This is a genomic window from Lysinibacillus sp. FJAT-14222, assembly GCF_001278875.1.
In the GTDB taxonomy this organism is placed as follows: Bacteria; Bacillota; Bacilli; order Bacillales_A; family Planococcaceae; genus Lysinibacillus; species Lysinibacillus agricola.
This window is the reverse complement of the sequence record NZ_LIYL01000059.1, coordinates 174,467-195,085: the sequence shown is the minus strand read 5'-3', so window position 1 is coordinate 195,085 and position 20,619 is coordinate 174,467. Positions and strand designations below refer to the sequence as shown.

At 39.7% G+C, this 20,619-nt stretch carries 19 protein-coding genes and 1 riboswitch; of the genes, 2 read left to right on the top strand and 17 right to left on the bottom strand.

Annotated features, from left to right (window positions below; all coding sequences use genetic code 11):
- Positions 1-56: 56 nt before the first annotated feature.
- Positions 57-1,868, bottom strand: coding sequence for an ABC transporter ATP-binding protein (locus tag AN161_RS24660; RefSeq protein ID WP_053596957.1), 1,812 nt, complete (start codon positions 1,866-1,868; stop codon positions 57-59).
- The gene (locus AN161_RS24655; protein ID WP_053596956.1) at positions 1,865-3,598 is read right to left on the bottom strand and encodes an ABC transporter ATP-binding protein; all 1,734 of its coding nucleotides are present in this window, start codon (positions 3,596-3,598) and stop codon (positions 1,865-1,867) included. Before AN161_RS24655 ends, AN161_RS24660 begins: the two co-directional genes overlap by 4 nt.
- Positions 3,599-3,871: 273 nt before the next feature.
- Between AN161_RS24655 and AN161_RS24650 the strand changes: the two genes are divergently transcribed.
- Complete coding sequence (locus AN161_RS24650; protein WP_053596955.1) at positions 3,872-4,603, top strand: hypothetical protein; 732 nt, start codon at positions 3,872-3,874, stop codon at positions 4,601-4,603.
- Between the two features lie 360 nt (positions 4,604-4,963).
- On the opposite strand, the gene AN161_RS24645 is transcribed toward AN161_RS24650, so the two are convergent.
- The 4 genes from AN161_RS24645 to AN161_RS24630 form a co-directional block, all read right to left on the bottom strand.
- On the bottom strand, positions 4,964-6,004 hold the full coding sequence (locus tag AN161_RS24645; RefSeq protein WP_053596954.1) for a ribonucleotide-diphosphate reductase subunit beta: 1,041 nt from the start codon (positions 6,002-6,004) through the stop codon (positions 4,964-4,966).
- A gap of 12 nt (positions 6,005-6,016) precedes the next feature.
- On the bottom strand, positions 6,017-8,230 hold the full coding sequence (locus AN161_RS24640) for a ribonucleoside-diphosphate reductase subunit alpha (RefSeq protein WP_053596953.1): 2,214 nt from the start codon (positions 8,228-8,230) through the stop codon (positions 6,017-6,019).
- Positions 8,231-8,394: 164 nt separating this feature from the next.
- Positions 8,395-8,582: riboswitch (cobalamin riboswitch) on the bottom strand.
- A 107-nt stretch (positions 8,583-8,689) separates the two neighbouring features.
- The gene (locus AN161_RS24635; protein WP_075807350.1) at positions 8,690-9,376 is read right to left on the bottom strand and encodes a hypothetical protein; all 687 of its coding nucleotides are present in this window, start codon (positions 9,374-9,376) and stop codon (positions 8,690-8,692) included.
- A complete protein-coding gene (locus tag AN161_RS24630) occupies positions 9,373-9,867 on the bottom strand; it encodes an ECF transporter S component (protein WP_053596952.1) in 495 nt (164 codons plus the stop codon). The genes AN161_RS24635 and AN161_RS24630 overlap by 4 nt, the downstream gene beginning before the upstream one ends.
- A gap of 162 nt (positions 9,868-10,029) precedes the next feature.
- On the opposite strand from AN161_RS24630, the gene AN161_RS30385 reads away from it, so the two are divergent.
- Entirely contained in the window at positions 10,030-10,281 is a 252-nt protein-coding gene (locus AN161_RS30385) for a hypothetical protein (RefSeq protein WP_053596951.1), read from the top strand.
- On the opposite strand, the gene AN161_RS24620 is transcribed toward AN161_RS30385, so the two are convergent.
- The 11 genes from AN161_RS24620 to AN161_RS24570 form a co-directional block, all read right to left on the bottom strand.
- On the bottom strand, positions 10,270-10,662 hold the full coding sequence (locus AN161_RS24620) for a bifunctional adenosylcobinamide kinase/adenosylcobinamide-phosphate guanylyltransferase (protein WP_053596950.1): 393 nt from the start codon (positions 10,660-10,662) through the stop codon (positions 10,270-10,272). The genes AN161_RS30385 and AN161_RS24620 overlap by 12 nt on opposite strands.
- Positions 10,611-11,210, bottom strand: coding sequence for a histidine phosphatase family protein (locus AN161_RS24615; protein WP_053596949.1), 600 nt, complete (start codon positions 11,208-11,210; stop codon positions 10,611-10,613). The genes AN161_RS24620 and AN161_RS24615 overlap by 52 nt, the downstream gene beginning before the upstream one ends.
- Positions 11,183-11,959 (bottom strand): adenosylcobinamide-GDP ribazoletransferase, encoded by a 777-nt coding sequence (cobS, locus tag AN161_RS24610; RefSeq protein WP_053596948.1) that lies wholly within the window; start codon positions 11,957-11,959, stop codon positions 11,183-11,185. The genes AN161_RS24615 and cobS overlap by 28 nt, the downstream gene beginning before the upstream one ends.
- Before the next feature lie 39 nt (positions 11,960-11,998).
- A complete protein-coding gene (locus AN161_RS24605; RefSeq protein ID WP_053596947.1) occupies positions 11,999-12,574 on the bottom strand; it encodes a bifunctional adenosylcobinamide kinase/adenosylcobinamide-phosphate guanylyltransferase in 576 nt (191 codons plus the stop codon).
- A gap of 12 nt (positions 12,575-12,586) precedes the next feature.
- Complete coding sequence (locus AN161_RS24600) at positions 12,587-13,195, bottom strand: histidine phosphatase family protein (protein ID WP_053596946.1); 609 nt, start codon at positions 13,193-13,195, stop codon at positions 12,587-12,589.
- Positions 13,196-13,206: 11 nt separating this feature from the next.
- On the bottom strand, positions 13,207-14,286 hold the full coding sequence (locus AN161_RS24595; protein ID WP_053596945.1) for an aminotransferase class I/II-fold pyridoxal phosphate-dependent enzyme: 1,080 nt from the start codon (positions 14,284-14,286) through the stop codon (positions 13,207-13,209).
- On the bottom strand, positions 14,273-15,229 hold the full coding sequence (gene cbiB / locus AN161_RS24590) for an adenosylcobinamide-phosphate synthase CbiB (protein ID WP_053596944.1): 957 nt from the start codon (positions 15,227-15,229) through the stop codon (positions 14,273-14,275). Before cbiB ends, AN161_RS24595 begins: the two co-directional genes overlap by 14 nt.
- Positions 15,226-15,909: an adenosylcobinamide amidohydrolase gene (locus AN161_RS24585; protein WP_053596943.1), complete on the bottom strand. Its 684-nt coding sequence runs from the start codon at positions 15,907-15,909 to the stop codon at positions 15,226-15,228. The genes cbiB and AN161_RS24585 overlap by 4 nt, the downstream gene beginning before the upstream one ends.
- A 211-nt stretch (positions 15,910-16,120) precedes the next feature.
- A complete protein-coding gene (locus tag AN161_RS24580) occupies positions 16,121-16,303 on the bottom strand; it encodes a hypothetical protein (RefSeq protein ID WP_053596942.1) in 183 nt (60 codons plus the stop codon).
- Positions 16,304-16,529: 226 nt separating this feature from the next.
- Positions 16,530-17,888, bottom strand: a complete 1,359-nt coding sequence (locus AN161_RS24575) for an aspartate kinase (RefSeq protein WP_053596941.1) — start codon at positions 17,886-17,888, stop codon at positions 16,530-16,532.
- Between the two features lie 1,078 nt (positions 17,889-18,966).
- Positions 18,967-20,304, bottom strand: coding sequence for a sodium-dependent transporter (locus AN161_RS24570; protein ID WP_053596940.1), 1,338 nt, complete (start codon positions 20,302-20,304; stop codon positions 18,967-18,969).
- Between the last annotated feature and the right edge of the window lie 315 nt (positions 20,305-20,619).

The window sequence follows — 20,619 nt, the reverse complement described above, 5'->3', positions numbered from 1 at the left end:
AAATTAAAAAGGCTGTCTAAAAGTTTTTACATACTTAATAGACAGCCTTCTATATCTTATTCCACTCGCTCTAGCAAAAGATTTTGCTGGAGGTTACTATAAATGCCTTGTTTTTGCATGAGCTGCTGGTGATTGCCCTGCTCAACGATTTCACCTTGTTGAATAACAAGAATTTGGTCGGCATTTTCGATTGTTTTTAAGCGGTGTGCAATGACAAAGCTTGTGCGTCCCTGCATTAAATGCTGTAGACCTTTTTGAATATCGACCTCTGTTTGCGTATCCACACTGGACGTTGCTTCATCCAAAATTAAAATATCCGAATTTTCCAAAATTGCCCGGGCAATAGCCAATAATTGGCGTTGACCTTGACTGAGGTTTGCGCCGCCCGCCTGTACAGGTGTATCGTACTGTGCAGGTAAATATTTAATGAAATTATGGGCATTGGCTATTTTCGCCGCTTCCTCCACCTCTGCATCCGTGGCATCAAGCTTTCCAAAACGAATATTTTCACGAATGGTCCCAGAAAATAAGTACGTATCCTGCAACACGACACCCACTCTTTGACGAATCGTTGCCATTTTATAATCCTCGATGTTTTGACCATCAATTAAAATTTCACCTGCATCAACATCATAAAAACGAGTCAACAAATTAATAATGGTTGTTTTCCCTGATCCCGTTGGTCCGACAAGTGCAATGGTGTCACCAGCCTTGGCATGGAAGTTAATATTTTGCAGTACTGGTTTCTCTGGCAAATAACTGAAGGACACATGTTGAAATGTCACTTCCCCTTTTAGACTTTGACAATCAATAGCATGCTTTTTATCAGCTACTTCCGAAGGTTCATCTAAAATTTCGAAGACTCGTTCTGCCCCTGCAATCGCTGACTGGAAGGTATTCAAAAGATTGGATAGCTGATTCAGCGGACGGAAAAATTGACGGGTATACGTGACAAACGCAGCGATAACGCCAACAGAAACGATACCTTTTACTGATAAAAATGCCCCCGTGCCAATGACAATAGCTAAGCCTAAGTTATTCATAAAGTTATTAATTGGCCCTAGTAGACCTGAAGTAATTTCTGCGCGCTGTGCCGAGTTACGGAGATTTTCGTTTTGCTTATGGAACGTCTCGATAGTTTGTTGCTCTTTCCCAAATAAAGTTACAACCTCCGCCCCTGTAATCATCTCCTCAATATAACCGTTGAGTTTCCCTAAATCACGTTGACGTGCCGCATAGTTTTTACTACTACGTTTGACAATTTGCTTTGTCGTAAAAACAATTAGCGGAATAATAATAAGTGTCACGATCGCTAGCTGCCAGCTAAGAGAGAACATGGCAATACTAACACCAATTACTGTTAAAATTGACGATACGATTTGTGTCACACTTTGTGCAAGTGCAGTATTTAAATTATCGATATCATTGGTCACACGGCTCATTAAATCACCAAGTGCTCGCTGATCAAAAAATCTCAATGTTAACGTTTGGAGCTTTTTAAATAGTTCAAGCCGTAATGTTCGAATTGTTTTCAAGGCCACATGAATCATGACATAGGTTTGTAGCCATGTAAAAATAGACGCTACTGTATAGATAACTGCTAGTACAATACCTAAACGAACCGTACCAGCAATGTCCTTTTTCATAATGTATTCGTCAACGATATGTCCGATTAAGTACGGTCCTGCTAAGCTTAAAAACGTCGAGGCAATAACAAAAAATATAGAGAAATAAAGCCCTATTTTTTGCTGCTTCACATATTGCCACACACGATAGATCGTTGTCTTTTGATTTTTAGCCTTTTCAGCAGGCCCTGCCATACGTGGTCCACGTCCAAAATTCATTTGCTTCGGTTGATTTTGACTCATTGTTGTTCACCAGCCTTTTGCTGTGAAGCGTAAATTGCTTGGTAGGACTTATTATTCTGTAATAATTGTTGATGTGTACCTTGACCAACTATTTCGCCGTCCTCTAATACTAAAATTAGGTCTGCCTGTTGAATCGAAGCAATTTTAGACGCCACGATAAACGTCGTTGTGTCTTTATATTCATTGCTAATGGCTTGTTGGACATGTCTTTCAGAGGCGCTATCAAGAGCAGATGTTGTATCATCCAGCACTAAAATAGCTGGCTGTCTTACGAGTGCACGCGTTAACGAAAGTCGCTGCTTTTGACCGCCAGAGAGATTTGTTGCCCCCTGTGACAGTTCATGCGCTAAGCCTTTATCAAGTCGCTCCACAAATTCTGTGGCACATGCTGCATTAAGAGCTTGCTGTAATTCCTCTGACGTTGCATCTTCCTTACCAAGGCGGATATTGTTGTCAATTGCACCTGAGAATAGTAATGCTTTTTGAGAGGTAAAGCCTATATGTTTTCGTAAAGTTGGTAATGCATAATCCTTTAGAGGCTTTCCATCCAAGCGTATTTCGCCACTTGTTGGGTCAAACAAACGTGGTAAGAGCTTGACTAGCGTTGATTTTCCGCTTCCTGTTTTGCCGATTAGACCTACCGTTTGCCCTGGTTTTACCGAAAATGAAATATTTTTCAGGACATCCTCAGCCGTTTCATAATAACGATAGCTCACATTTTGAAAGTCGATCTCTCCTTGAATTGGTGATGTAAGTGCATTTTCTGCTTCCTTGACCGCTACTTCTTTGTTTAAGACGTCTACGATACGCTCTCCCGAAGGAATAGCACGTGCAATTTGCATCAGCACCATGCTAGAAGTCATTAATCCATTTAGTATAATCGTTAAATAGTTAATAAAAGCGAGAATCACCCCAACCTGCAATGTACCGGCTTCTACTTTAATAGCACCCAGCCAAAGTGCTGCTACAATCCCTAGATTGACAACGAACATCGTAAACGGCACGAGCACGCCAACGATTTGTTCAGCTGTAATAAAGCGTTTTGTCAGCGTATTATTAAGAGCACCAAATTGTTCAATCTGTTGCGTTTCACGACGGAATGCCTTGACGACACGAATCCCCGCTAAATTCTCCTGAAGCTTCGTATTGACACTATCAATTGCCTCTTGCACCCTACGATATAGGACACCCGAATACTTGGTGAAAAAGTACATCGCAATAATTAACAGTGGCACGATAATAAGAAGTATGGAAAATAGCTCACGTGCCGTCACAAAAACAATAACGACAGCTCCAATAAATAAAAGTGGGCCACGCACAAAAATACGCAGCGTCATCATAAACGCACGCTGAACACTTTCCACATCACTCGTTAAAATCGTAATGAGCTTCCCTGTCGTAAAAGCATCACGTTCCTTTGCCGAATACGTCATCATCTTTTCATAAAGTGACTGACGAACATCCGATGCAAAATGAATAGCTGCCTTCGAACTATAATAGGAGCAGCCTATCCCACCAACAAGTCCTAGTACTGCACTTATCAGCATCCATATGAACATTTTCAGCACATATGGGTTGTCGCCATTGGCAATACCTGTATCAATCATATGCTGCATAATGGTCGGCTGAAGTAAATCCATCGTTACCTCTAGTACCATTAATAATGGCGCAATCAAGGTGAAAAATTTATAGGGCCCTAAATACTGCCCTAACTGTCTAACTGCCTGCATTCTTTCGTCTCCGTTCTATTTAAATCACATTTGCTCCTAATTATAACTGAAAAACATTCTCAAGTGGCAATTAATTTTTCGTGTCTCGTACTATTTGGGACACGATTGATAATGTTGTTCAGCCTACCAACCTTAGAATATCTTCAATTAGGGAAATCCGGGATAAAGGTTCTTTTACTATTATCACTATGTTGCAATGAAAATTAGGATGAAGAAATATATTGCCAATAATGTTATAGCTTCCAATAAAGCATCAAAAGGGGATGAGAAATAGTGTTTCCAATCTTTTATTCCATTGGTATGCTAATCGTATTGCCTGCCAGCTTTATTATTTCGCTATGGAAAGCTACTTTTAAAAGTAAACTGGAATGGTTGTTGGACTCATTCGTGACTGCAGCACTAATCGTTTGGTTATTTCAAGCAGGAAACTGGAGTTGGGTTGGTTATTATGTTCGCTTTCTTTGGTTGGTTATCTTGATTGTCACTTTCGTTTTTTCTTGGAAAAGGGTAAGTAATTTACCGTTCACCATAAAATATACACTAGATCAAAAGTTTTCAATTGGTATTTATATTGTCCTTATTTTGGTTTTTGGTACTTATAATGCTTTGGTCGTAAAAAGCTATACAGTAGCCGAAAAAGGAATTGAGTTATCTTTCCCACTTAAGAATGGCACCTACTATGTTGGACAGGGTGGCAATCAGGAGTTAATGAACTATCATCAAGCCCATCCAGGTCAAAAATATGCTTTAGACATTTTAAAATTAAATACGATTGGAACCCGTGCAAGTGGACTATATCCTGAAGAATTGGATAAGTATAAAATATTCGCAGATGATTTGTATAGTCCTTGTAATGGAAAAGTAGTCAGCATCCAAAATGATTTATCTGATCTCCCTCCTCCTAAATCTGATCCAGAAAATCCTAAGGGAAATCATGTCACCCTATCATGTGAGAACCATGATGCTACCGTTTTATTAGCCCCTATGCAAAAGGCGAAAAAGTAAAAGAGGGCCAAATACTTGGAAAAGTAGGAAACTCGGGAAATACAAGCGATCCACATTTACACATTCACGCCGAAAAGGATGGGAAAGGTGTAGCGATAACATTTAATGATCGATTCTTAGTGCGAAATAGTTTAGTACGATACTATAAACTTATTTCTTTTTCTTGTTATTACGATAATCGCAATTGCCATTCCAATAACCTAAAGGAATGAAAATGCCTCCTTTTCTTTTATGAACTCAATCCAGGTCTCCCTCTTAGCTGGGCACTTCTTTATTTTACCTAAGTCGTTTACCCCTAACCCGAGTACTCTCACAAAAAATACACCTCAATGTTATGTCAACATTGAGGTGTATTTAGCATTACAAATCATCAAAGCCGTTATCTTCTACATTGACCTTTACATATTGACGAGAACGTTGCTCGAAGAAATCTGTTTTTCCTAAGTCAACATCCTCGTAAGCTTTAACCCACTTCAATGGATTTTTGCGGTAGCCCTCAAATGGACGCTCCACGCCAAGCTGATTACAGCGAACATTGGCATAGAAATGCACATAATCATGCACATCTTCCACATCGAGGCCTTTAACTTTATCGCCAATTACTTCATTTGCCCAATCGATTTCTAGCTGTACAGCTTCACGGAAAATCTCCTGTACACGAGCTGCTCGTTCAGGCGTATCGTATTGAGGATATTCCTCTAATAGCTCCTGATAAATTTTCACAAATAAATCGACATGAAGCTGCTCATCGCGGTTAATATAATTAATCATCGTTGACGTTGCCACCATTTTTTGATTGCGTGCTAAATGATAGAAGAAGGCAAAGCCAGAATAGAAGAATAAACCTTCCAAAATCACATCATAGACAATCGCTTCTAGCATATTTTCAACAGTTGGCTCCTCCGAAAATGCACGGTAGCCCTTAATAACGAAATCATTGCGTCGCTCTAATACTGGCTCTGTACGCCAAAAGTCAAACGTACGATCCTGCTCATCTTTATTGACAATACTTGAGAGCACGTAAGAATAAGAGTGATTATGGATTACCTCCTGCTGCGCTAAAATAATCATTAACGCATTTAAGCTGGAATCTGTTAAATAGTCTGCCACTTTGCCAGCAAAATCTGTTTGTACACTATCTAATAGTGCCAGTAAGCCAATTATTTTTAAAAATGATTCCTGTTCATCCGCTGATAGCTCAGGAAATTGCTTGACATCATTGCTCATATTAATTTCGAATGGTGTCCAGAAGTTACCAAGCATTTTTTTATACTTTGGATAAGCCCAGCTGAAACGCACATCATCCCAGTTTAAAATGTTTGAAGAACGTCCGTTGACAATTCCTGTTGAACGGTTCGGTGCATCTTTATCCATAATTTGTCGTTTTATAATTGTTGTCATTGTTACTTCCTCCTAGCTCGCGCAAGACTCACATTCTAGCAATTCTACAGATGTTGAGCGCACATAATATGTCGTTTTCACACCGCTCGCCCAAGCATTCATATGCAGTGCTAGTAAGTCCTTCGCCTTAATCGTATTTTGAACATATAAATTAAGTGAAATGCCTTGGTCGATATGACGTGCTCGTGCAGCATTTTGTTTGATTGTCCAATTTTGATCGATGAAATAAGCAGATTTATAATACCAAGTCGTCACTGGTGATAGATCTGGTACTGTTACTGGAATTTTGTAATCCTTTTTCTCCTCTGAATAACTCTTTTGGAAGATTGGATCAATCGTTGCCGTACTGCCCGCTAAAATGGATGTTGATGAGTTAGGGGCAACCGCCATAACATAGCCGTTGCGCATACCTTTTTCCGCAACCGCGGCGCGTAACGCATTCCATTTATGACTGTCATAGCCACGTTTGTCAAAATACGCACCAGTATGCCAATCTGAGCCTTCAAATAATGGGTAAGCACCTTTTTCACTTGCCAAATCGTTGGAAGCACGAATTGTTAAATAGGCAATTTCCTCATATAGCTTGTCCGCGAATTCTACAGCATCCTCAGACTCCCATTGAATTTCTTTCAAAGCTAGTAAATGATGCCAACCAAATGTTCCAAGTCCAATCCCACGGTAGCGCAAGTTTGTACGCTCTGCCTGTTTAACTGGAATTGTATTTAAGGCAATAACGTTATCTAACATACGTACTTGAATTGGAATCAATCGTTCTAGAACACCAGCCGGTACAGCTCTACCTAAATTAATAGATGATAAGTTACAGACAACGAAATCTCCTGGCTTGCGACGTGTTACGATGACATCATCTTCTAAGGTAATAGACTCAAATTCAGTAGCCGACATATTCTGGAATATTTCTGTGCACAGGTTCGAGCTGTAAACCATCCCTTCATGCTTATTCGGATTCATGCGATTTACTTCATCACGATAGAACATAAACGGTACGCCTGTTTCAAGCTGTGAACGCATAATACGCTTCATAATATCAATAGCCGGTACGCTCTCACGACTTAATAATGGATTGGCGATACATTCCGCATATTTTTCTCGGAAGGAACCGTCACCTTTTTTCTCATCGTAGAAATCTTCTAGTGAGAAGCCCATGACCTCTCGCACTTCATGTGGGTCAAATAAATGCCATTCCTCACGTGCCTCAACAGCTTCCATAAATAAATCCGGTAAGCAAAGCCCCGTGAAAATATCATGGGCACGCATACGCTCATCCCCATTGTTTAAGCGTAAATCTAAAAACGTAAAGACGTCCTTGTGCCAAACATCTAGATAGACAGCAATTGCTCCTTGTCGTTGACCAAGCTGATCGACTGAAACCGCCGTATTATTAAGCTGTTTAATCCACGGCAATACACCACTTGATGCACCTTTAAAGCCTTTAATAGATGAGCCACGGCTACGAATTTTGCCCATATAAACACCAATACCACCACCGTATTTCGATAATGTTGCGACATCTGTATTCGTGTCATAAATGCTTTGTAAACTATCATCTACTGTATCGATAAAGCAGCTAGATAGCTGTCCATGCGTTTTGCCTGCATTCGATAATGTCGGTGTGGCAACAGTCATATATAAATTACTCATCGCCCAGTAAGATTCACGTACTTTTTCTAAACGATTTTCTGTTTCATCCTGCATAAGTGTCATCGCAATGACCATCCAACGTTCCTGCGGTAGCTCCACTGGTGTTTTCGTGTAATCACGGACAACATAGCGATCCATTAATGTTTTTAAGCCAATATACGTAAACAATTCATCACGGCTTTGTTCTAAATAAGAAGCAAGTTCCTGAAGCTCCTGCTCACTATATTTTGTTGTTAAACTTTCATGATACAAACCAGCCTCTGTATAGCGCGCTAATTGTGCTGGGAAAACCTTATAAACATCTTTTACCGAAACACCGCGGCGCATTGCAAATTGGTCATATAATTTTTCTAAATAAATTTGCGCTGCGACAAATGTCCAGTATGGCTCCTCTTCGTCAATTAGGCTAAGCGTTTGTAAAATCATCGCATCCGCCCATGCTTCAAATGTGGCATTGTCGTTTTTTCGTAGCCATCGATCCGATAACCTTACAAAACTTTCAAGTTCATCCTCCGTATAACTTTTCTTAAGCTTAGCCATTTGCTGTTCGATTTGAATTGTCATGTACACATTCTCTCCCTTTCTTTCTCCAGACAACACAAAAAAGCGATCACGCAACATCTATCGGTTACGTGATCGCTGTAAAATCGGAAATGGAAATGAAGGACATGCACACAAAGAAGTGAACAAATCTCTCGCCTCCACTTCTCAATCCCCGAAGAATGTGTTGCTGTCTTGAACATCTCGGCAGGTCTCCTGGCTCATGCTTCCTCCAAATGATAGCCTTCCCATTTTTCACAGTGGCCTATTCATCATTTGTCAGCACTTACAGTTGCGGGGACAGCTTCGGCTTAAGATGACTCTTTTTCCGAATTCCCTTTTAAACCATATTGGTACCGTTTGTCCAAAATACTATATATTGTGTTTTAACTCCTAAACAAATCTAACATATTGTGTTTACTGTTGCAATAGGCGATTTGCCCCTTGCAATTTGTAATGTGCTACTTTTTCTCGAAGCAAGCCCTAATACAATGCAGTTTTACGTAGTTTTTCAAAATTTCTAGGAAATTTTTTTTGTGCCAGCTGCTCTTTTTCTGGATGTATTCCGAGTAAAATGACTGCACATGGACCAGCTGTTTTTTCAACATCTAACGAACTTCCGACCTGTTGATCATCAAAAAGTCGTGTAAATTCTGCTTGCAGCCCCTTTGATCCAACTGGCCAAACTTGCTGCACAATTTCCTCTTTCCACGCCTGAAAAATAGGTTGTAGCTGTGCGACATCCTCAGGCTGCGCAAGGACTTCATTGCCTACAAGCGGCAGTCCATATGTGTACCAAACAAGGTATTCATGCTTAGATAATGTACGTTTCTGCTGCTCACCAAGCATCGTAATGGACAAACCTGATTGTAAAGTCGGCATATTGGACTCTGTGCTACCGTCTATTGGTGGACAAATAAGACCAACCTCATCGAAGACCTGTTGAATGCCGGCAACATAACGAGACCATGCAGCATCCCCTGAAAAATTAGCTAATAGGATATGTGTCGGTAAAGCATTTGCCGCAAGCTGCTCTAAAAAGGTAACACGTGCGGTCAAGTATGCCGTTAGTTGATCTGGGGCAGACACAATATCTTGTGGTTTTTCACCAATTGCTGCGGCATTATCTGTTGTAGTAATGAGCCCACCTACTTTTATTGCATTTCTCAATGTACTCGACCTTCCTTACGCACAAACACCTTAGACAGAATTGGCATCACAATGGCAACGATGACTAAATTAATAAGTGTTGCTAATGGAAGACTAGTAAGAGAACCCCAGTAAAACGCCGGACTAATGATAAAGTAAAACGGTAATGGTGAGACAACGCCGTTTAAAATAAGCGCAACAGGCCATTTCCAAAAATGCATTCCTTTTTTATGCATAACCCCGAAGATCCATACAACAATAAACATTTCCACTGCGATAATAATATGTAGTGGTCCATATAGAAAACCCGAAGTTAAGGCTGAAATCAAGTGCCCAATTCCCCCCGCAACCCCAGCTAATACTGGAGATAAAAATACAACGCTCAAAAATGCAGGAGCAGAGTCCAACGCAGCAGTTGTAATAAATGTTGGAATTTTAATGACTGCACCCACTGCACAAATTGCCGCTACCATGGCAGTGAGCGTCAATTTCATCAATCTTTGTCGATCCATCCCATTCCCTCATTCCTTTAATATTTGGCTATTCATTATAACGTGTGGTTGATTTCCGTTCCGGCTGGGTGCTTTGTTGCTGCCGCTACGCTTTCGCACAGATAAAACATTTGTTGCTGCCGCTTCGCTTTCGCACAGAACAAAGCTTCCTGGGGGCGTCCGATGAGCCGCTTGGGCCAACAGATGTTTTTTGCGCGAAAGCGTAGCGACAGCAACAGCATGATGTTGGTCACGAAGGCGTTATCACAGGACGTGATGGTTTTAGCCTTGGTTCCTCTATCGCTGATCCCCAAGGAGTCACTCAGCCTCCACTCCAATCAACTAACAAACATAGCGAAGGTTTTAACAATCATCAACCCAAACATTTTTAATGAAAAGCCTTCTAAATTTTTCAAATCTATATTATTTGATTAGTTCCCCGATACCGTACCAGATGCGTACAACGAGTTCGGCTTCAGCAAATAATGCCTGGTACAAACGCCCACATGCATCACGTAATAATCGTGCCTGTTTTTCCATTGGCACAACTCCCCGTCCCATATCGGTCACAATAATATACAGTGTACAATTTTCTTCAAGAGTCTTTAGCCTTGTCAAAATGGTTCTAATAAGGGTTTCATCATCCTCAAGATCTTGTGTTATGAGCCACTTCTCTAAGTTTTTAATAACAAGTACATCACAGGCAGGAGTATCATCAGGTACATAGCCATCTACAAGCTCAACTTGTTGATCTGCAAGCAATTTCATAACATAGTCGGTTTTTCCACTATAGGCTCCTCCGATAAAGACATGCATCTCGCTCCCTCCTCCCAAGCCTTTTTTGTAAACGTTAAAGAAAACATTTTATCATGCGGTGTTTGATACGACCAAAAAGGTTGCTCAGTTGGTGCAAATGCAACAAGTAGCGCTCGAATGACTCCACCGTGTACAACGAGATGATAAGTATCTTCATCTTTTGGTAATGCTGTGAATCCTTCAATGACACGCGCACAAAATACATCGAAGCCTTCCCCTTTTGGAGGTGGTGACTGAACGGGATCATCTAACCATGAACAATAACGACCATCCGATTTTAAGTCCTCATATGTTCGCCCTTCAAATTCTCCAAAGTTCGACTCTCGAAATCTTCTATCTGCCATGTAAGTTGCATTCGGAAAATAACGAGCAGCTGTTTCCCTACAGCGTAGCAAATCACTACCGTGCACTTTCGTGACACCTTTATCTACAACAGAAAGCAAAGATGCATCAGCTAATGACGAGTCTGTCCAGCCAATATATCGCTTTTCCAAATTTTCCTTTGTTGGTGCATGTCTCATTAAGCGCACAATAACAACGTCACCCACAGAACAACCTCCATCCCTTCAATTGATGCACCGAGTAAATCCCCTGAAACGCCACCAAAGTTGCGCACTGTAAATTGCCGAAAAACTAGAAAGGCAATCGCTAATACAGCTATCAGCACTAATGGAACAATTGAGAAGCCTATTACAAACAATAAGCTACTATACGCCACAACTAGTGTGATAAGCATAAAGCATATAAGTAATCCCGGCTTAATATGTGATTTAAAAAAGTAGGCAAGCCCTTTTTCTTTTGAGCACTTCAGCGACATAAAATAAAAACTCATGCCTACTCGTGTTAATAAGGGAATAAAAATAAGCATCCAAAGAGCTAACTTATGCTGCACGAATAGTTCATGCAGTATAACAAATTTACCTAGCACTAAAAATAGCACTGAAAGTACACCAAATGCACCGACACGTGGATCATCTAAAATTTCAAGCCGCTTCTCTCGGTCCCGATACGAAAAATACGCATCCCCCATATCAATAAAACCGTCTAAATGTAAACCACCAGTAAATAAAGCGAGTAATCCGATAATCACAAAAGAAAGCAATACCTCACTGCTCGCCGTCCATTCTGTTAAACCATATATCACCGCTGCCACTAAGGTGCCCATAAGAGCCCCAATCCATGGCAAAAAGGCGAACATCCCTGTAATAGTTGCCTTCGTTAAAGGAATTTCTTTATGTACCGGCAAAACTGTAAAAAATTGAAATGCAAGTTGTATGCTATGCCAGAAACTTTTCATCGTCTTGCCTGCCTTCTTTTAATTTTCTAAGCGCGTTCATTATTTCCACTTCTTTACGATACCATAATTAATTTCATACGCCTCATCCGCTATAGAAACGAACCATTGATGTAATTGTCCGAGCATTTGTCGATATAATTCAACTTCCTCGTTTATATATGGAGGCTCATCGAATAATTCATTCGAGACGACAAAAAACGTCACCCTTTTCTCAAGTAACGTCCCTACTGCCTTTTTTAAAACACGAAGCTTCTCCTCTAAACAGCCTGGTTGTTCCACACAGGGAGTCCCCATGTCATAACCCTCATAAAATGCATTTGTCAGCCATGTAGTCACACAGTCCCATAACACGATATCTCCATCGGTCAGTTTATGCAATGTACCTGCGATTTCATAAGGTGCTTCTATCGTAAGCCACTCGATATTTTGCGCTTGTCTGTCTGCCTGATGTCGCATTATCCGCTTCTCCATTTCACGATCCATCGCTACTCCAGAAGCAATATAAATAAGTCGTTGTGCTTGCATGAACTTTGTTTGATAGTGAGTAACAGCCGCTTTTTCAGCAAAGTGGGATTTACCACTGCGTACTCCCCCTGTAATGAAAATCAGTGGCAATGGTTACGCCTCCTATTGTAAATGTTGAATGTTACCGATATCTTTAACGACCCATTGTTGCTGGAATTGTTCAATGATCGTTACACTTGTACCATTAATGAATGGTGCTGCCCAAAGCTGATCGATGCTTCTGCCTAAAATGGCGTTTATAATACATTTAATCGTTACAGCATGGGATACAATTATGATATTGTCCTCCGGGTATTTTTCTGCAATCTTTTTTAACGTAAACATCGCTCGTTCCGTTACCGCACCAAAGCTTTCGGTATGGGTTGCAACGAATTGTGCAGGATAATCGGTATATAATTCATAATCAAGGCGATGCGTAGTCATGATGTCCCCGACTGTTTTCCCTTGCCAATTTCCTAAAAAAATCTCCCGAAAATTATCTTCATAGTATATCGGAAGCTGTCGATCACCTACAAGAATGTGCATCGTTTCCTTGGCACGTCCACTTGAACTACTAAATGCCGCTGTAAAAGAAAAATTTTTCAAATGATCTCGAAGTTTTTCTGCATGTAAAATACCTTTTTCAGACAGTCGCGAATCTAACCATCCCTGTAGCCGATGCTCTTTATTCCACACCGTTTCGCCATGTCTCACTAAATAAAATGTTGTCACCTTTCTCACCCCTAATTAGCGTTAAACCACGCCTGTAAACAGTTCTGTAAATAAGTCATGGCCACAATATCTTTAATCCCGATACGGAACCATTCACCATTTAAGCCCATAAAGTTTTTGGTATGACGTAGTACGACGCCCTTTGATAAACAATACGTAAAAAATGTATCGGCTTGCTGATTTTTTGGTAAGGCAAAACATACATAATTCGTTACACTATTCGTTACCTGGCAACCATTTTTTTGTAAATAGCTTTGTAGCGATTCCCGCTGCTTTCTTGCATAGGCAATAGCATGCTGACAATAAACGTGTTCATCTAAACAGCCTGTACCGATAGTGAGGGCAAAGGCATTCAAGTTCCAATGCGGTAGGATAGACTTTAGCTCAGCAACAACTACAGGGCTCGCCACTAAATAGCCTAGGCGTAATCCTGGAATCGCATACATTTTTGTCATCGAACGAACGACGATCAAATGAGGGTTTTCTACCACATACTGGATCAATGAATAGGCTTCATCCACCCAGTCAATAAATGCCTCATCAATGACAAGCTCACAATTGACCTTTGCACCGTGAGAGATTAATTGGAGAAGCTCCTCTTTCTTTGGAAGCACCCCCGTCGGATTGTTTGGTGTGCAAATATATAAAGCATCTGCGTTCACCATTTCACGCTTCAGATGCTCCATCGGCAATGTGTAGTGAACAATATCCTCTACTATAACAGGCACAATTTCAGCACCTACTGCTGTTAATGTTCGTTCATATTCTGAAAAAGTTGGGTGTACGATAATAATACGCTTATTGGCATAGCGTCTAACTAGAACACTAAAAAGCTCGGATGCACCGTTACCTAGTAATATAGAATCTTTCTGAACATCATGAAAAGCTGCCACCTTTGATAAAAACGGCTCACCGTCCGGATCTGGATAACGTTGAATAAGCGGATAAAATGTCCGCCAACGTGCCTCAACAAACGGAGGCGGCCCTGCCGAATTGACATTTTCACTAAAATCATACACTTCTTCGGGCATAACAAGCCCTAGCTGATGATAAACATTTTGCGGATTTGCTCCGTGATTAGGTAATTGCAAAAATTAACACCTCCACTGCTAATATAACAAGAGTAAAGAGCAAAGTAGCAATGCGCATATGAATAACAGACGTTGCAATATGCTCTTTTGTTAATGGAACTAATTTTTCGCCCATTATTGCTCGATATGAAACGACACCCTGATATGTATTTTTTCCACCAAGCTGTACACCAAGTTGCACAGCTGTTGCTGCCTCTAAATAACCACTATTAGGACTCGGGTGCTTTTTCGCATCCTGAGCCCAACGTTTTAAGCGCTTAGCAAGAGATACATTTGTTTCATTTTTCGTACCTAGCACCATTAGTAGGCCAGTTAATCGACTTGGAATAAAGTTTAGTACATCGTCCAGCTTGGCAGCAAACATACCAAAGTCTTTATATTTTTCATTTTTATAGCCAATCATAGAGTCTAACGTATTGACTGCCTTATAGCCCCATAACCCTATTGCTCCAAATAAAAAGGCATAAAATAATGGAGCTGTTACACCGTCACTCGTATTTTCTGAGACCGTTTCCACAACACCGCGAACAATCTCATCTTCGTCAAGCTTCTCCGTATCACGTCCGACAATCCAAGAAAGCTTCACGCGAGCTTCAGCAAAATCCCCTTCGGCAAGCGGTTCGTAGACAGCCATCGCCGCTTCCTTCAAGCTACGCTGCGCGAGTCCTATACCAATAAGTAGCCCCTCAACCAATATGCCAAATAATAGGCTAACCTGATAGCTTAGTAGTAAAATAGCCGTCACGACAAACATGGTTGTGCCTACTACAGCGAGCGCCATCACCATGCCACGGAATTTTCTCATTCTTCCTTTATTCCATAATTCTGTTTGAGATTGAATGAGCTTTCCAATCCAGCGTACTGGATGAGGCATTTTAGGAGGATCCCCTACAATTAAATCAAAAACAAGCCCGATGATACAGGCAATCATCAGTACCATCATATAGGATTCTCCTCTTTATCTTTTTTATATTTTTGAATAGCCTCACGCATCGTTTCATAAACACCGTGGCCAATAACTTTTCCTAGCATCGTAATCGGTCCTGCATATTGATGGTAGTCACCTTCCTCTGTTGAGGCAATCAACAAGCTATCCGTTGAAGTACCTGTAGCTTGTGTACCCGTTGTTGGATCTGTTATGCCCTCATCCATAAGTGCCTTGACCTTTGCCTCTGTCGTAGAAATCATTGCCTGAAATAAAGCTTCATCCGACAATCTCCCATTTATTAGTACCCACGTATTAATTGTCCCAGCATGATACTGCTCCTGACGATGAAAGGCACGCGTAATATCGACGGCATTGCCAAGACCAGCCGTAATCATTATGACAAGATGAATTCCCTCATATGTAAACTCACGAATTGTTGCATACCTGGCATAGACAGCCGTCATCATCGCAACTGTATTGTCAATTGGAAAACCCTCAGACTTTAAAAAACGTTGTAATTCTACCTGTGGTTTGCGTTCATCATACGTATAGGGCACTGAACGATTCATCAAATGTGTATAAAAGCCAAAGCCCGGATTATGTACTGCCGAGGATACGACCTTCATCGGTGAATCTGTTTGGACGGCAACATAATGGTCGGAAATATGAATATCATCCTTACGTAGTACTGGCATTATCTCACCTCCTATTCATTTCATTGATAAAAAAAACAAATTCTTACAAAGAAGAATTTGTACTGTTCAACCTTAATTTAATGATCTATCCCAAATTTGAACCTTTCGAATTTTTGTACAGCATTATAACTTCATAATACTCGAATTATTTATTTTTTTGAAATTGTATCATAAATCTGCGTTTTATAACAATTCAATTTCGAGATATTTCTTATTGCTTTTGTTTTAAATTTTTAAAACGAATAATGGATCCAGCAATGATAAATACCCAGCCAATACCGATATAGACAAATTTCATTGTTTTTGTCGATGACGGTAAGATATCCATGATCGTTAAACAAACAAATAGTATGCCAATCATTGATAGAAACATACCAAACGATAATTTTTTCAAAAAAAGCCCTCCAATCTATGTACGCCCTCGATTTTACCGTATTCTCGTCAAAAAGAAAACACTAACCCAATACAAGGATTAGTGTTTATCTCGCATTAACGAGCCGTAAGACTCCCATTTAACGAAAGCAAAGTTGGGAGGTGGGACATTAACTGCCCGTAAAAGCGCGATTGGTGAAGACTATTAATCAGTGGGGGTGACCCCCTCCACTGCTCACTTTATTTCCTTATACTCTTGCATGTGCAAAAAACTCTTCATAAAGCGCTTGTAAAATTTGATTTTCAAATTCTTGTTGCACACCGAATACTAGACTAACTTCAGATGAACCTTGATTAATCATCTCTATATTTGCACCTGTTTTTGAAATCGCAGTTGCAGCACGTGCCGCTAGACCTGTGTTATTGCGCATATTTTCGCCTACGATAACAATCATAGAGAAACCATGACGCATCTGCACATCATCTGCAAGTAATTCATTTTTCACACGAGAAAGAATTCGTTCTTCATTTTCTAATGTTATTTGATTTGAACGCATAATGACAGAAATATCGTCTAAACCAGACGGTGTGTGTTCATATGAAATATTTTCATCTTCTAAAATTTGTAGAAGCTTACGTCCAAAGCCTACTTCACGATTCATCAAATATTTTGACACATATAAAGTTGAAAAGCCACTGTCTGCCGAGATACCTGTAACTGGACGACCTGTTGCAGGGCGTCTTGGTACGATACGAGTACCTGGGGCTGTTGGATTATTTGTATTTTTTATGTTAACTGGCACCCCAATCTTGTAGACAGGCATTAACGCTTCATCATGGAACACCGAAAAGCCTGCATAGGATAATTCGCGCATTTCGCGATACGTAATTTCTTTAATTTCCACTGGATCATTCACGACTTTCGGATTCGCGGAGAACACGCAATCCACATCCGTAAAGTTTTCATAAAGCTCCGCTTCAACAGCTGCTGCTAAAATTGAGCCTGTAATATCAGAGCCACCGCGGTCAAATGTACGCAGTATGCCCGCTTCAGTGTAACCGAAGAAACCTGGGAACACAATAATTTCTTTTGTATGTTTTAGAGGTGCTAAATTGGCATAAGCCTCTGGTAATGCATACGTGCGTTCAGGTAAATCATTGACTACCAAACCCTCTTTTGGACTTACGTAGCGTGCCGGCATTCCGATTGAATTGAAATAAGCTGCGATTAGCTTCGCGTTATTGTCCTCTCCTGCCGCTTTGATACTATCAATAAATAATTCCTCATTCGTTTTATTACCTTGTACACGTTCACGTAAATCTTTGGCTATCACGTCACAAATTGTATGATCTAATTGCAAACCATCTGCAATCGCCATAAAACGATTCACAACAATTTGTAATTCCCCTTCAATATCTTCATTTTTTAATGCTGCCGTTGCTAAATTAATTAATAAATCAGTTACCTTTATATCGTCACCAGAGCGTTTCCCAGGTGCTGAAACGGCTACGATTTTACGTGCCGGATTAGACTTTACAATGTTTGCTACTTTTTGAATTTGTTCTGCACTTGCTACAGATGTTCCACCAAATTTACATACGATCATAATCCATCAAATCCTAACTTTTTAAATTAAATGTATTCCTCCAAAAAACAATTGAATGTACACAGTGTACAAATTATCGTTCCCTACGTCAATACAATTTAAAAAATTCACGCAATTAATCGATAGAAAATGTACAATTTTCACACTGTTTGATTTATTATACGGATTTCATATGAAATAGTTAAGGTTTTTGCGAATTTTTTTCGTGGATTTCCTATAATCGTACAAATATTTGTCTGAACTAGCTGAAATTATCTAATTTACAGAATTTAGTGAGAGATTGGACATGCCAAAATAAACCACGTCTTTACGAAAATATATGTGGATATCAATATAAACAATTTTGCTTGTATAAAGATGTATCACTTCAACAGCAGGTTGTGGATCTTTATTACAACATCTACATGCCGAATCTCTTCGGACATGACTATCCAAAGATAATTAGCCAATCAAGGTTTCATGCCCTTCTCCCCAAATGTTGTAATAAAACCAAGTAACGAAATGTACACCATGCAAGAACCCTTTTATCCATACTTAAATTAGCAAGTATTTTTCAGCAAACTTGATTGAATTGTAGTGCCTTTCTTCTATATTAATTGAAGAAAACGCTTTCTCCATTATGATATGCAGAAAAAATTGTGATGTTTGTGCTATTTCGTTTGATGTCAAGCTATTCTTTTTTTGGATATTTTATCTGTTTTAGACAGGTATTGCTTTGATTTGCGTTGGTTTCCGCTTTTATTCCGTGGAGGGCTATATTTGATTGAACCGGAGCAGTTTTTTAGGTGAATAGAGCGGTCTTCTTTTGAACCCGAGCAGTTTTCTTTTGAACCTGAGCAGTTCTTGAGGTGCCCCGATCAGTTTCTTTTGGACCTGAGCAGCTTTTGGGATGACGGTTAAAATCAAATCTTCTTGTGCCGAAAAAAAGTGAAGTAAACAAAAAATAACTTCAAAATCAACTTTTATTATATATTTTGAAGTTACTTTACGTTTACTTTTTTACAGTACACGAATTGCCAAACAGATAATTGATAGCGAAAAGGCCCTAACATAACGATATGCTAGGGCCTTTTGTATTTTAAATCAATCCAATTACATTTAAAAATACGATAATAATTGCAATTGGTGCTATATAGCGAAGTAAGAATAACCATAATACAAATAATTTATAGCCTTTATTTTTACTTACACCCAATTCTTTCATTAAAACATCTTTCTTCATTTTAAACGGTACGAAGATCGCAACTAATAATACACCGAGTGGCATAAGAACATTACTTACTGTAAAGTCTGCTAAATCAAAGATGGTTTTTCCAAACAATGTCACATCGCTCAATACGCCAAATGAAAGCGCCGATGGAATCCCTACAACAAAGATTAGTAACCCTACCATCAATGCCATTTTTTCGCGTTTCCCTTTACCTTTTGTCGTTAAAGAGGCAACGCTAATTTCCAACATTGAAATGGCTGATGTTATCGTTGCAAAGAAAAATAGTAACAAGAAAATAATGAAGAATAATTTTCCGAATGCTATTTTACTGAAAATCGCTGGCAATACAATAAATAATAGACCTGGCCCTTGAGATGGTTCCATTCCAAATGCGAAGACTACCGGGAAAATAGCAAGCCCTGCAAGTAATGTAATCACAAGCGTTAAACCGACGATAGAAAATGCGGAACGTGGTAAACTTTCTTCTTTCGGTAAGTATGAGCTATACGTTACCATTACGCCTACACCGACAGATAACGAGAAGAACGACTGCCCCATCGCATATAAAATAACTTCAGATGTAACATTTGAGAAATCAGGTTGTAAGAAGAAACGAACCCCTTCTCCTGCTCCATCTAATGTAAGAGCACGAATAATTAATACAAAGAATAAAACGAATAGTGCTGGCATGAAATACTTATTTACTTTTTCAACACCGTTTTGAACACCTTTACTTACGATAAAAATAGTAAGAAGAATAAATAATAGCTGTGATCCAACCGCTAAAAATGGATTAGAAATGATTTCATCAAAAGTTGCTTCGTACGCACCATTTCCTTCCCATAGTCTCCCTGTAATTGCATTCCATAAATATAATAAAATCCATCCTCCTACAACACTGTAGAATGAAAGCAATATGAAACATGTGACAATCCCTAATTTTCCGACCCACGGCCATAGCGTCTTTGGAGCAATATTTCTATATGCTTCAACAGCCTCTTTTTGTGTACTTCTTCCGACTACAAATTCTGCTAATAATAATGGTAAACCGATTAATAATGTAAAACCGATGAAAATAAGGAAGAACGCACCGCCACCTCCAATACCGGCCATATACGGGAACTTCCAAATCGCGCCAAGACCTATTGCTGAACCTGCTGCAGCTAAAATAAAACCTAATTTTGATGTCCATTGCTGTGACTCCATCTCTTTATCTCCTCTCTTCTTCTATTTCTTTGTTTATTACAATTCGGTCTTTATTCATATTGGTCTATCGTGACTCCTTTCTCATACAATTGCTTCCTTTCATATAAAAATCGCCCCTACGAAAACGTAGGGACGATAAAAATATCGCGGTACCACCCTAGTTATGAAGATACAACAAGAGCAAGACCTAAAGAAAAAACGTCCCTACGTAAAATACGTAGGGACGATTAAAATCGCGGTACCACCCTAGTTATGAAAAATACAACAAGAGTAAGACCTAAAGAAAAAACGTCCCTACGTAAATAGGACGATATA